Source organism: Bacillus sp. FJAT-27231 (genome assembly GCF_001183975.1).
GTDB classification, from domain to species: Bacteria; Bacillota; Bacilli; order Bacillales; family Domibacillaceae; genus Pseudobacillus; species Pseudobacillus wudalianchiensis.
In genome coordinates this window covers 2,268,501-2,281,791 of sequence record NZ_LFZU01000001.1, presented here as the reverse complement: position 1 = coordinate 2,281,791, position 13,291 = coordinate 2,268,501, and the positions used below count along the sequence as shown (strand labels likewise).

Here is a 13,291-nt window from a genome sequence, read left to right as displayed (position 1 = left end):
AATTGTCATCAAAAGAATTTCTTTAATAAAAACAGGTGTCAAACAAAATTATAAAATATGTTAATAAATTATGGATGATGGGGTTAGGTCCCACTTTGGTGAAATGAGGAAATAAAAGTTTTTTATGAAAATGGGATAAATATGACAGTTACCATATATGGTGTATGACAGCTGAGACTTCAAAGGCAATAAAACGTTTTCTATACCTAGATTAACAACATCAGGGAAGGTGAAACTCTAAGAAATGAATGAGCAGAACCCAAGGGCTTTGAGAAAACTGGTTACCCCTTATGAAAAGACCGATTTACAAAAAAGTATTTGGCAAATCATTAACACATTGGTCCCATTTTTCCTGTTATGGTATTTGGCATATAAGAGCTTGTCGATTTCTTATTTCCTTACATTGTCGATTTCTGTCGTTGCGGCAGGTTTTTTAGTGAGAACCTTTATCATCTTTCATGATTGCTGCCACTATTCCTTTTTTAAGAACAGAAGGGCAAATCGACTCCTTGGAACAATAACAGGAATTCTAACTCTACATCCTTTTGATCATTGGGCACACGATCATTCTGTCCATCACGCGACAAGTAGCAACCTGGACAAACGCGGTACAGGTGATATTTGGGTATTGACCGTTGAGGAATATAAAGAAGCTTCAACTAAGACAAAAATAATGTACCGTTTGTACAGAAATCCGTTTGTTATGTTTATTATTGGTCCGATTTACGTCTTCGGGATTACCAATCGTTTTAACCGTAAGGGGGCAAAACGCAAAGAACGGATGAATACGTATGTAACGAACCTAGGGATCGTCGCTTTGGCAGCACTTTTATGTTGGGCTATTGGCTGGCAAAAATTCCTGCTGGTTCAGATGCCAACTTTTATGATATCGGGATCCCTCGGAATTTGGCTGTTTTATATTCAGCATACGTTTGAGGATTCTTATTTTGAAGAAGATGAGCATTGGGAATATGTAAAAGCAGCAGTTGAAGGGAGCTCTTTTTATAAGCTTCCAAAAGTCATGCAATGGCTAACAGGCAATATTGGTTTCCATCATGTTCATCATTTAAGCCCGAGAGTCCCAAACTATAAGCTTGAAGAAGTGCATAATAATACTGAACCATTGCAAAACGTTCCAACCATTACAATGGCAACAAGTCTTAAGTCGTTAAAATTCCGCCTATGGGATGAAGAAGGCAAAAAATTTGTTGGTTTTAACCACTTAAAAAAAGCTTCTAAAAGCCAAGTATCAGCGCGGCTAAGAACGGATTAAACAAACTTCCCTTAATCGATGATTAGGGGAAGTGTATCTTGCAGAATAAAAGTGCAGACTCGCGCAACGGTTTTGTGCAGAGGTCAGCACTTTTTTTAGTGCCAAATATACTTATGGACTCCACAGTGAGGTACATTTGTAAAAAGTAAGGGGAAATGTTATATAAAATTGAAAAAGATAGTCGGTATATTGTTAATAACATCAACGCCTCTATACGTGTACTTTGTGTTCTGCCAAAAATCGAAAGCGAAGAGGGCGGTCAGTGTTTTATCCTATCCTTATCGAAAAATTATAATCAAGTACGACTGAAAGTCCTATTTTTATGATTTTCTTATTAAGCTAAAGGGGCATTTCTGTAATAAGCAGGAATGCTTTTTCGTATTGTGCTAACAAGTGCAGTTTAATGGAATAAGAAGTTTTATCATAACTAGGTTAATAACATTAAGAATTATCATATGGTGAATATAAATTTGTTAGAGTTAAGATAAAAAAGATTTCAGCTTTAGCTTGGAATCCTTTCTAAATTATATAAATTTATTCTCTTTTCTGAAGTGTTTTAGCAGTATAATAGTATTGGTATTTGTACAATGAAAGATTTTTGTTAATATAGATAAAAATTGTAAATTGATTCTAATTTGATTATAAAAAGAGGTGCAATATGCAACAAAAATGGTATCAAAAATCATGGGGGGTTATTTTATTACTCCTTTCACTACTTATTTTATTAACTAGTTGTTCACAACAAAATAATACGGAAATCCAAAAAAATACAACTCAAGAAGTAAGCAAAAAGATAGCAACCACTGTTGAAAGCAAGAAAAGTATACCTGACGATGAAACTGAAAAAACGACTAGTGAAAGCGTAGTCAATCCAAGCGTTTCTGCCACTAGTACATCAACGATAACAAGTGTTAATGGTGACTTTGACTACAATAAATATACACTAATTGTAGTAGATGGCGGTGATATGTCAGGTTATAGAAAGCCGAATGTCAGAGTTGATGTCGGATTTGGTGACAGGGAATATTGGGCTTTTACAAATGAATACGGTCAGCTAATTCGTGTTGAGGCGAAAAATATCATACTTCAAAATCCGGCTACTGATCATGTATTGTCATCAGGAAGATATTACTCTGATGAAGCGAATGTTCCTGGTACAGAGAGTCCAACCTTGGATCAAGGGCATGTGATTGCTGACTCGCTTGGGGGAGTATCAAACGCATATAACATTACACCTCAGGACAGCATTCTCAATAGGTATGGCGATCAAGCTTATATGGAAAAAGTGATTCGAGATGCAGGAGGTTGTACTGATTTCGTAGCAGTGATTCAATATCCAAATACTGAGACGCAAATTCCGAGCCATTATAAATTCACATACAAAATTCAGGGCAGAACCATTACAGATGAATTTGACAATGTAAACCCAGATGAAGTGAACAAAAATTTAGGGAAAACGACAGGTACGATCAGTACGCCACCGAAAACAGATAATGTACCTGCAGCCGAAACAAAAAATAGTAATGAAGATGTTAGTAAAGTGGATACCAATCATAACGGAAGTGTTACTATCGCTGAAGCCAAAGCTGCTGGCTTTAAAATGCCAATTACGCGAGATTCATGGCTCTATAAATATATGGATGATCGAGATGGTGATGGTTTAGTAGGTGAATAAATGGGGGTATGCGGCGATTCTTTTCTTCTTAAACTAACGGATAGGTTAGTGGAATAAGAGACTATGATAAAATAAAGAAGATAGTGTGGTTAGAGGTGCTGGTATGAACAAAATTTTCATCATTGATGGAGAAAAGTTTTCTGATTTTAAGGGTTTTTGTAAGGAGTTTTCAAATGTAGTTCTCTCTGGAAAACATGAGTGGAACGGAAATCTAGATGCGTTTAATGACATTTTGTATGGTGGTTTTGGAAATATAGAATCTGGAGAAGAATACACAATTATTTGGAGAAATTCTGTTAAATCAAAAAGAGATTTAGGATACGAGGAAACTATTATTAAACTGAATGAAATATTGAAAAATTGCCATCCGACTAATAAAGAAAGAGTGATTCAAGAAATAAGAGATGCAAAGATGAACAAAGGTTCAACTATATTTGACTGGATAGAAGAAATTATCCTTGATAACGAAATATAACACTGATTATAGAGTAATCCTTATTCAGCTAACGGGGGCTTTAGGTCAATAGGATTTATTAAAGTCATCAAACTTTGTTATAGAAATCATAAGAGTAATTTGAAAAAATCCTTCATCTGTTTGCACTAGAAGGGATACCAGACAAACAAAGCGAAACTCCCACTTGTAAAATGACAATAAAGTTATTTAATTTTAAAAGCTCAAACAAGCATAACCCCGTTCTAAATTTAAGACGGGGTTAAAAATATGTTATTTAATTTTTGATATAGGGTATTTCATTACACTGGAAAATATAACAATAAAGTCGTTTAAAAATCTAAGTTTTCTTCCATAATCGCGCCCGTTTGCGGAAGAATTAAAAAATCTTTAAAAATTTCATAACCTTATTTTAAGGACATATTTACAGCTTCAAAAGCATGTATGTAGGTTGTGTCAAATAGAGGAACAACAGAATCCTCCGGCTTTACCAATAACCCAATTTCTGTACAGCCTAATATAATCCCTTTAGCGCCAGATTCGATTAAACCTTGGATAACTTTTTTATAATAATTCCTTGATTCATGATGAATCTTACCCAAACATAACTCTTCGTAAATAACCTTGTTTACAATCTCTCTTTCATTGTCATTTGGCACAATAACTTGTATACCGTTAAACTCCAAGCGTGATTTATAAAAATCCTGCTCCATTGTGTACCTTGTGCCTAGTAACCCAACAGAATTAATTCCTTTCTCTTTAATTTGGGCTGCTGTTGCATCTGCGATATGCAAAAGGGGGACATTAATTTTTGACTGGATGTCATCTATAACTTTGTGCATCGTATTAGTACAAATGACAATAAAGTCAGCTCCTCCCTTTTCCAAAGAACGCGCAGCATTACCTAACATTTCACCGGCCATCTCCCAGGCGCCTTCTGATTGGTAACGTTCAATTTCATGAAAATCGACACTATATAAAAGACATTTCGCTGAATGTAATCCCCCTAATCTTCTTTTAACTTCTTCATTGATAATCCGATAATATTCAACAGAAGATTCCCAACTCATTCCGCCAATAAGACCAATAACCTTCATTTTATCCTCTCCATTATCCTTTTTTATCTTCATGATTAGCTTCGATTAACCTACAAACAACTCCTTTTTTTATTCAACAAAATGTCCCGATTGTTGAATAGCATGACTGACGTTTTTAAACAACTTTATTGTAAATTAAACAACTTCATTATCTCTGTACACCACTGAATCCAGTTTCTTCAGCGGGAGTTTTCATTTATTCAATTCATCTTTGCCAAAGCCTTATCCATCTGTTTCTCATTCGCTTTAACCTCATGACTATTCACATCATCCACGCCTCTGTATGTATACTTTGTGTTCTGCCAAAGATCAGAAGTGAAGAGGGCGATCGGCGTATTGTCCTGTCCCCTCGCATCTAACTAGCCTTGGCAAAGTATAATAATGTGGAAGACAATATGGAAATTACCTGTCGAAAAGAACAATAAGGAAGGTATTCCCTTTTGTGTGAAGAATTATATCTATAAAATATACAAAGGAGAGACTATCAATGTCATTAAATAGTATCAAAGGCTTCGAAGAGTTAGACAACTCTCTATTTGAGAATGATATAAATCTTCGGTGTAAAAAACGGGCCTTTTTCTAAAGCATTCCGAGCCAGTTGAAGGGGTAATGCTTTTTCTTGTATTAGAAGACGGATCGTTAGTTGAACTAGCAGCACATCAATTAGAAGAGTCATTTGAAATAGTGCCACTAGCAATAAATACGTAAGGGGAAAGTGTTCTATTCTATTGGGGACCATGGGGACCAAATTCATCAAAAATCCTCTTTTTCAGTCCAAATTAATCATAATCAGAACATTAAAAACCTTGACACAATCACAATTCTAGAGAGATAATAAGACATAACTTGAATAGGTAATCCTTCGGGGCGGGGTGAAATTCCCCACCGGCGGTGATGAGCAGAGGCTCTTAGTCCGTGACCCGCGTTCGTTTTGAGGCGGTGGATTCGGTGAAATTCCGAAGCCGACAGTGACAGTCTGGATGGGAGAAGGATCACGCATTTTAAAAATTGGTTTTTAAGATGCTTATTTGGCTATGCCTTTTACGCCCCGTATATTTTATATATACGGGGCTTTCGTGGTTTATTGGCTGTAAACCATTCATTGGACGAAAATATCATATGAATAGAGAGAGGACTAGCGAAATGTTAAAGGAACAATATATGGAGTTAGCCTTGTCGCTTGCCGAGGGAGTTAAGGGACAGACGTCGCCGAACCCGCCGGTCGGTGCGGTAGTCGTGAAGGATGGCCGCGTGATCGGGATGGGTGCCCATTTAAAAGCAGGCACAGCTCATGCGGAGGTTCATGCTCTCCGTGCTGCTGGGAAAGAAGCAGAGGGCGCTGATTTATACGTTACGTTAGAGCCTTGCTCACATCATGGAAAGACGCCACCTTGCGCGGACCTTGTCGTTTCCACGGGAATTAAGCGGGTGTTTATCGCAACGATGGATCCGAACCCGCAAGTGAGCGGAAAAGGTGTTCAGAAGTTAGAAGCTGCCGGAATCGAAGTGGAGATTGGCGTTTGCCAAGAACGGGCAGACCGCTTGTTAAAACCATTTTTTCATTTTATTCAACATCAAACCCCATTCGTCACAATGAAAACAGCCATTACAGCCGATGGCAAAACAGCCGCCTACACAGGACATAGCCGCTGGATAACGGATGAGCCGGCAAGAGAAGATGTTCATTGTCTCAGACATGAGCATGACGCAATTTTAGTCGGTGTCAATACCGTTCTTCAGGACAACCCACTCCTTACCACCCGTTTGCCCCACGGAGGAAAACACCCCATTCGAGTCATTTTAGACACTCATTTACGTACACCTATTACAGCAAAAGTAATTGAAAACAAACAAGCTGATACGATTATTATTTGCGGCTGTGACGCCTCTGTTGAAAAGGAAGAAGCGTTAACCGCTGCAGGAGCCGATGTGATTCGCTTGGAAACAGCTGATGTCCACATTCCTCTTTTGTTAAAAAAGCTAGGAGAAGAAGGCATTATGACGCTGCTTGTAGAGGGCGGCGGTGAAGTGAATGCTTCCTTTTTCCAGGAAAAAGCTTTTCAACAGATGATCATTTATATGGCACCTAAGCTGATCGGCGGCAAAATGGCTCCTACACCTTTTGGGGGAGAAGGATTCCCGACGATGGATGAGTCTATCCCCTTAACGTTTGATAAGGTCGAGATGATCGGACAAGATATTAAGATTACGGCTTCACGGAAAGAGGGGTGACAATATTGTTCACTGGCATAATAGAAGAAATCGGCACGATTGAAGAAGTGCTCGCCCGGACCCAGTCGCTGCAGCTGACGATTGCGGCTTCTAAAGTGTTGGAGGATGTCCGCCTTGGAGACAGCATTGCAGTCAATGGCGTCTGCTTGACTGTCACTAGTTTTACCGCTGAGCGTTTTACAGTGGATGTCATGCCGGAAACGTTCCAGGATACCTCCTTAAGTAAAATAAATCGAGGATCAAAGGTGAATTTAGAGCGAGCAATGGCAGCAAACGGCCGTTTTGGCGGACACTTTGTTTCAGGCCACGTAGACGGTGTGGGAACGATAACGGGTAAGAAACAAGTTGAAAATGCTCTTTATGTGGATATTGCTTATCCGTCTGAGCTCGCGCCATATTTGATGACGAAAGGATCAGTAGCGCTCGATGGCACGTCGTTAACGATCTTTTATGTATCTGAAAAAGAATTAACGATTTCGCTCATTCCACATACGCAGGAGGAAACGATTTTAGCGAAAAAAGCAATTGGTGATCCGGTAAATATCGAATGCGATATGCTCGCAAAATATGTAGAGCGCATGCTGAATCGTAAAGCAGAAAAACCAGCTTCAAATGTAACGATGGAGCTATTGGAAAAACACGGCTTTGCCTAACCACATAAACGAGGTGAAAGAGATGTTTGCATCGATAGAAGAAGCACTGGAAGACCTTAAAAAAGGGAAAGTCATTATCGTCGTGGACGATGAAGATCGTGAAAATGAAGGTGATTTTGTCGGCCTGGCAGACTTTGCCGATGCTGAAATGGTGAATTTCATGGCAAAGGTAGGCCGCGGTCTTATTTGTGTCCCAGTGGAAGAGGAAAAAGCAAAACAGCTCGGTTTGAATATGATGGTCGATCATAATACGGACAGCCACGGCACAGCTTTTACTGTGAGCATTGACCACGTATCGACTCACACGGGCATCAGCGCCTTTGAACGGGCGACGACGATTCAGGAAATGATGAAGAAAGATGCTACACCGGCTGAATTTAAACGGCCAGGCCATATTTTCCCGTTAATTGCGAAAAAGGGCGGCGTTTTAAAGAGAGCGGGCCATACGGAAGCAGCAGTGGATCTAGCCCTGCTCGCTGGACAGCAAGGTGCAGGTGTCATTTGCGAAATTATGAAGGAAGATGGCACGATGGCCAGACTTCCAGATTTATTCTTGATGGCAGAAGAGCTCGATTTGAAAATCGTGACGATCCAGCATTTAATTGAATACCGCCGCAAGAAGGAAGAACTTGTGACAAGGGAAGTGGAGATCGAGCTGCCAACGGAATTTGGTCATTTTAAAGCGGTTGGCTATACGGAGAATTTGACGGGCAAAGACCACGTGGCTCTCGTTAAGGGAGATGTACGCGATGGGGACCCTGTTCTCGTTCGCGTTCACTCTGAATGCTTAACTGGGGATGTCTTCGGTTCTTGCCGCTGTGACTGTGGCCCGCAGCTGCATGCAGCGCTTCAGCAAATTGAGGAAGCTGGCCGGGGCGTGCTGCTTTATATGCGCCAGGAAGGCCGTGGAATCGGCTTGATTAACAAGCTGAAAGCGTACAAGCTGCAAGAAGAAGGCTATGACACGGTGGAGGCGAATGAGAAGCTTGGCTTTCCGGACGATTTGCGTGATTACGGGATTGGTGCTCAAATTTTACGCGATCTCGGCATTAAAGAGATGAAGCTGTTAACGAACAATCCGCGTAAAATTGCCGGCTTAAAAGGCTACGGACTGGAAATTGTCGATCGCGTGCCGTTAGAAATGCCGCCGAAAGATGAGAACCGCCGTTATTTAGAAACGAAAGTAACAAAATTAGGTCATTTTTTAACTATTTAATCGGGGAGAGAAGAACATGAGCAGAACATTTGAAGGAAATTTAATCGGCACTGGTTTGAAAGTGGGCATCGTCGTGGCCCGTTTTAATGAGTTTATTACAGGCAAATTATTAAGCGGAGCAGAAGATGCGCTGCGCCGTCATGGAGTGGAAGAAGAAAATGTGGATATTGCTTGGGTACCGGGCGCATTTGAAATTCCGTTAATCGCTAAAAAAATGGCGGACAGCGGCAAGTACGATGCCGTTATCACACTCGGCACAGTCATTCGCGGGTCTACAGCTCACTTTGAATATGTCAGTAACGAAGCGACGAAAGGGGTAGCCCAAGCGGCTATGCAGTCAGGCGTACCCGTGATCTTCGGCGTACTGACAACAGATACGATTGAACAAGCCATCGAACGCGCTGGCACAAAAGCCGGCAACAAAGGCTGGGAAGCGGCTGCGACAGCGATTGAAATGGCGAACTTAGTAAGGTCAATCGAAGGTTAATAAGAGGCCAGTCCCCTGCCATTTTAAAGCGGTGAAGGGACTGGCTCTTTTTTATGGGCTTGTTTTTGGGTGGCCGCCATCGAAGTTGTTCTTTCTAACAGGCTTTGGTACAATACCCTTTGTGGCTGAGCTGTATAGGCAGCAACAGCGGGTAGGGAGAGGGCGATGTACGAGAGGTATATGATTGATGAATAAGAGTGGAGGTTTTTTTCAATTAGCTGATCACGGAACGACTGTAAAGCAGGAAGTGACAGCAGGAGTAATCGGTTTTTTTACAATTGCTTATATTGTAGCGGTTAACTCATTCATTTTGTCGGAGGCGGGCATGCCGTTTGAAGGAGCGGTCATCGCAACGATACTGGCATCGTTTGTCGGCTGTGTCGTGATGGCGTTTTGGGCGAATGCCCCGATTTTGCTTGTGCCGGGCATGGGATTGAATGCGATGTTCACGTACACATTCGTTCAGGCGATGGCATTAAGCTGGCAGCAAGCACTTGGAGTCGTGGTAATATCGGGCTTGATCTTTGTGATCGTCACCGTAACAAAACTGGCCGATTGGCTAAATGCTTCCATCCCGTCTATTTTAAAAGAAGCGATTTCAGTAGGATTGGGCTTTTTCTTGATGCTCATTGGCCTCGAAAAAGGCGGGCTGATTGTGCGGGGAGAGCACTCGATTTTGGCGCTCGGCAATTTAGGTGATCCATCTGTCATCATTACAGTGCTGACGCTAATTGTCACCTTGATTGTCTTTTTGAAGGGGATTCAAGGCGGCTTTTTATGGAGTATTTTATTCGGCACTGGTGCTGCCTGGGTAGCGGGGCTGTTGCCGAAAGTGGGAGAAACATCTTTTTCCTTTGGAATATATCCTGATGTGTTTGCAGCCTTTTCCTTATCAGGGTGGGTGACGGTTCCATTTTGGTCTGCGGTATTTTCTTTGACGATGGTGCTCGTTTTTGAGAATATCGGTCTTGTACACGGACATACGGAATTTGCAGGGCGGCCAGATAAGTTTAAAAGGGCACTGCAGGCCAATGCGTTTTCTGCTTTTTCCTCAGGTATATTCGGTACGAGTCCAACGGTTTCCACGGTAGAGAGTTCAGCGGCGATTGCCGTCGGGGGAAGGACCGGGCTCACAACGTTGACAACAGGCGTTTTATTCTTGCTGTCCGTGTTTGCAATCCCTTATATGAAGCTGATTCCAGACATGGCGATTGCTCCGATTTTAATGATGATTGGCAGCTTAATGATACAAAATATCCGTCATTTGGATTTGTCGGATTTAACGGAGGCCATACCAGCGCTGTTTATTATTGTGATAATTCCATTTGCGTACAGCATTGCCGATGGCATTGCTGCTGGTTTTATTCTTTATCCAATCTTAAAAATAACGATGGGCAGAGGCCGGGAAGTATCCAAATTATTGTGGGTCGTTTCTCTGCTGTTTTTGCTCAACTTTATCTTGCAGTATGCATAACAAAAAGCGAGATTTTTACTGGTAAGTAGTTCAGTTATCGGGGAGAAACATTGTAAATAGTTATATGATTTAGCATATTGATTAGCATCCTAATTCACACGATGACAATTGTCATCGTGTGAATTAGGATGCTAATTGTTTTGTTATTTTTCATGCCAATTGCAAACCATTTGAATTTATTTACATTTTTTATTGAAATGAAAATAAGGTTTTGAAAATTATGCTAACGATTAACAAAAGTCACTAGAAGAAGGAATTCCTTTAATTTACACGTAATCTATTACTATAAAAAGTAATAAACAAGAGAGAAATAAACGTTAGGTATTATAAGTGAAATTACCTGAAAATTGGGAATGCAAAAAAACTTATGGATTTTCATAGATAATAAAGTTGAGACAGAAATGGGGAGAAACATTTGTTTAGAAGAACTACTCCTAAAATTAAGGATATAAACGCTATTTCTGAGTTAAGAAAAATCATCATTGGCGGAATTGAGCAATGGCTGTTAATTAGAGGTGAAAATAAAAACAATCCTTTGTTGTTATTAGTTCACGGAGGACCTGGAGCTGCACAAATTGGTTTTAATAGAGATTATCAACAGGACTTAGAAAAACATTTTATTGTGGTTAATTGGGACCAAAGGGGTGCCGGCTTATCTTATTCAAAAAAAATTCCAACGGAAACGATGAATATCCCCCAATTTTTAAATGATTTAAACGAACTAACAATTTATTTAAAAAAAGAATTTCAAAAAGAGAAAATGTTTCTAATAGGGCATTCATGGGGAAGTATCCTCGGTATGTTAGCGGTCAATAAATACCCTGAGCATTACTTCCACTATTTCGGTGTTTCTCAGGTTGTAAGCATGAGCGAAGCGGAAGCTTTATCGTATGACCTTTTGGTAAAAAGGGCAAACGAACTGAACAATGAGCAAGCAATAAAAAAGCTAAAGGAAATAGGAAAACCGCCTTGGGACAATTTAAAATTTGACAAGGTACACCAAAAATACCTGGAGATGTTGGGCGGTGGGATTTCTCGTGATGGAAAGTTAGTAAAAGATATGGCGAAGAAATTACTTAAAAGTAAAGAATACACGATATTTGATGTGGTAAAACTTGTGAATGGTCAATTGTTTAGTATGAAAGCTATGATTAACGAATTAAGAGAATTTGACTTAAAAAATGAAATAAAAATGGTCCATGTTCCGATCACTATCATAATGGGCAGGCATGACTTAACAGTCCCTCCTCAGCCAACACAAGAATTCTTCAATCATCTTCAGGCACCAAGTAAAGAATGGGTGTATTTTGAGCAATCTGCTCATTCACCAAACTATGAAGAACAGGAGAAATTTACACAAATAATTATTGAGAAAATAAATCACTATTAATTGCACGGAAACTAAAAAATTCAATAAAAACTGCACATAAAATCTAAAGAGCTTCAAATTTCCAAAGCTTTTTTGTGTGTTGTTTATATTGTTATTTAACTTGTTTGAGTGTGTTCTTTAACCTGTATATTTAAATTTCGCTATATGATCCGGACTACTTGCTTTACCAGGCTTCGCTTTTTCAATTAAAAGAACGATTGTATATTTATAAGAAAGCATAGACCAACGCTTTAATTTTTTGTATGCTAATAAAAAAAGCATAAGCGGATTGTGGGGAGAAGACATGCAGATTGAGTTGATTAAATGTCATGGATCAAGCAATGATTTTTTATTAATAGATGAGTGGACAAACGGTTATTCCTTTACAGAGGAAGAAAGAAAAAACTTATCGATCGCTTTATGTAATAGAGAGTCGAGCCTTGGAGCGGACGGCATTTTATTCGTAATGGAAAGCAAGCAGGCGGATGCGAAGATGAGGATTTTCAATTCCGATGGTTCCGAAGCGTCAATGTGCGGAAACGGGCTCCGTTGTTTAGGCCGTTACGTATGTGAATTGTTGAAAAAAGATGAGATTGTCGTTGAAACGATGAAAGCGGATTTACAGGTAACGAAGGATGAGGAGCTGTACGAGGATGTGCCAACGTATCGGGTGGAAATTTCACCGGTCTTATTTTCGCTGTCCAGCCTGCCGATGCATCTAGGAGGCAAAGACACCTTATTAAATGAAGTGGTACCAGAGCTGTCGGATTCCATTGCCTTCTCAGCCGCAGCGGTGCCCAACCCCCATTTAATTGCCATGGTGGATCAAGCGCAAATCGCTTCCGACGAGCAAAAAAAAATTGCTGAAAGACTGAACGGCCCAAATGATATTTGTCCTGATGGGGTAAATGTCAGCTTCGTGCATCCAATGGAGCCGGGGAAAATTTATGTGAGAACCTTTGAGCGCGGAGTTGGCTTTACAAATGCTTGCGGAACGGCGATGTCTGCTTCAAGTTTAGTGACGTGCTTACTTGATTTAAACAAACTGGAAGAAACCATTGAGGTATTCAATAATGGCGGCAAAGTCCGCTGTGTCGCTCACAAAAAAGCAGACGGCGACTATTGGATTGATTTGATCGGTAACGCCACTTACTTATATGACGCCGTAGTTGAGGTGAATTTACATGATCCGTCTTCCTTTACTTTAGTGAATAAGCAGGAAAGAGCGGAACAGGAACAGTATGAGAAACTAGGGGATGAAGTAAAAGTATTGTTACAGCAAACGGTTTTTGCTTAAGAACAAGTTGAAAAAATTCCAAGAGACCTCTCTTGGAATTTCTTCATTATAAGTACAGAGGGGGAGT

11 protein-coding genes and 1 riboswitch are annotated in these 13,291 nt (G+C 40.2%); of the genes, 10 read left to right on the top strand and 1 reads right to left on the bottom strand.

Annotated features, from left to right (window positions below):
- Positions 1-244 precede the first annotated feature (244 nt).
- From AC623_RS10715 to AC623_RS10705, 3 genes are all read left to right on the top strand, one after another.
- A complete protein-coding gene (locus tag AC623_RS10715; protein WP_049662420.1) occupies positions 245-1,273 on the top strand; it encodes a fatty acid desaturase in 1,029 nt (342 codons plus the stop codon).
- Positions 1,274-1,931: 658 nt separating this feature from the next.
- Positions 1,932-2,948 carry a DNA/RNA non-specific endonuclease gene (locus tag AC623_RS10710; RefSeq protein ID WP_049662419.1) on the top strand — a complete coding sequence of 339 codons (1,017 nt, stop codon included), beginning with the start codon at positions 1,932-1,934 and terminating at the stop codon, positions 2,946-2,948.
- 103 nt (positions 2,949-3,051) lie between these two features.
- The gene (locus tag AC623_RS10705) at positions 3,052-3,423 is read left to right on the top strand and encodes a barstar family protein (protein WP_049662418.1); all 372 of its coding nucleotides are present in this window, start codon (positions 3,052-3,054) and stop codon (positions 3,421-3,423) included.
- 383 nt (positions 3,424-3,806) lie between these two features.
- Here AC623_RS10705 and AC623_RS10700 read toward each other — a convergent pair whose 3' ends face one another.
- Complete coding sequence (locus tag AC623_RS10700) at positions 3,807-4,496, bottom strand: aspartate/glutamate racemase family protein (protein WP_049666525.1); 690 nt, start codon at positions 4,494-4,496, stop codon at positions 3,807-3,809.
- Positions 4,497-5,350: 854 nt separating this feature from the next.
- A riboswitch (FMN riboswitch) is annotated at positions 5,351-5,492 on the top strand.
- Positions 5,493-5,639: 147 nt separating this feature from the next.
- Here AC623_RS10700 and ribD point away from each other — a divergent pair.
- The 7 genes from ribD to dapF all read left to right on the top strand — a co-directional run bounded on the left by ribD (position 5,640) and on the right by dapF (position 13,224).
- Positions 5,640-6,728 carry a bifunctional diaminohydroxyphosphoribosylaminopyrimidine deaminase/5-amino-6-(5-phosphoribosylamino)uracil reductase RibD gene (gene ribD, locus AC623_RS10690; RefSeq protein WP_082174395.1) on the top strand — a complete coding sequence of 363 codons (1,089 nt, stop codon included), beginning with the start codon at positions 5,640-5,642 and terminating at the stop codon, positions 6,726-6,728.
- A 5-nt stretch (positions 6,729-6,733) separates the two neighbouring features.
- Complete coding sequence (gene ribE, locus AC623_RS10685; protein WP_049662415.1) at positions 6,734-7,381, top strand: riboflavin synthase; 648 nt, start codon at positions 6,734-6,736, stop codon at positions 7,379-7,381.
- 22 nt (positions 7,382-7,403) lie between these two features.
- Entirely contained in the window at positions 7,404-8,597 is a 1,194-nt protein-coding gene (locus AC623_RS10680) for a bifunctional 3,4-dihydroxy-2-butanone-4-phosphate synthase/GTP cyclohydrolase II (RefSeq protein ID WP_049662414.1), read from the top strand.
- Positions 8,598-8,613: 16 nt separating this feature from the next.
- On the top strand, positions 8,614-9,084 hold the full coding sequence (gene ribH, locus AC623_RS10675) for a 6,7-dimethyl-8-ribityllumazine synthase (RefSeq protein ID WP_049662413.1): 471 nt from the start codon (positions 8,614-8,616) through the stop codon (positions 9,082-9,084).
- Between the two features lie 187 nt (positions 9,085-9,271).
- Complete coding sequence (locus tag AC623_RS10670) at positions 9,272-10,558, top strand: NCS2 family permease (RefSeq protein ID WP_049662412.1); 1,287 nt, start codon at positions 9,272-9,274, stop codon at positions 10,556-10,558.
- 415 nt (positions 10,559-10,973) lie between these two features.
- Entirely contained in the window at positions 10,974-11,948 is a 975-nt protein-coding gene (locus AC623_RS10665; RefSeq protein WP_049662411.1) for an alpha/beta fold hydrolase, read from the top strand.
- Positions 11,949-12,231: 283 nt separating this feature from the next.
- Positions 12,232-13,224 (top strand): diaminopimelate epimerase, encoded by a 993-nt coding sequence (gene dapF / locus AC623_RS10660; RefSeq protein WP_049662410.1) that lies wholly within the window; start codon positions 12,232-12,234, stop codon positions 13,222-13,224.
- Positions 13,225-13,291: the final 67 nt, after the last annotated feature.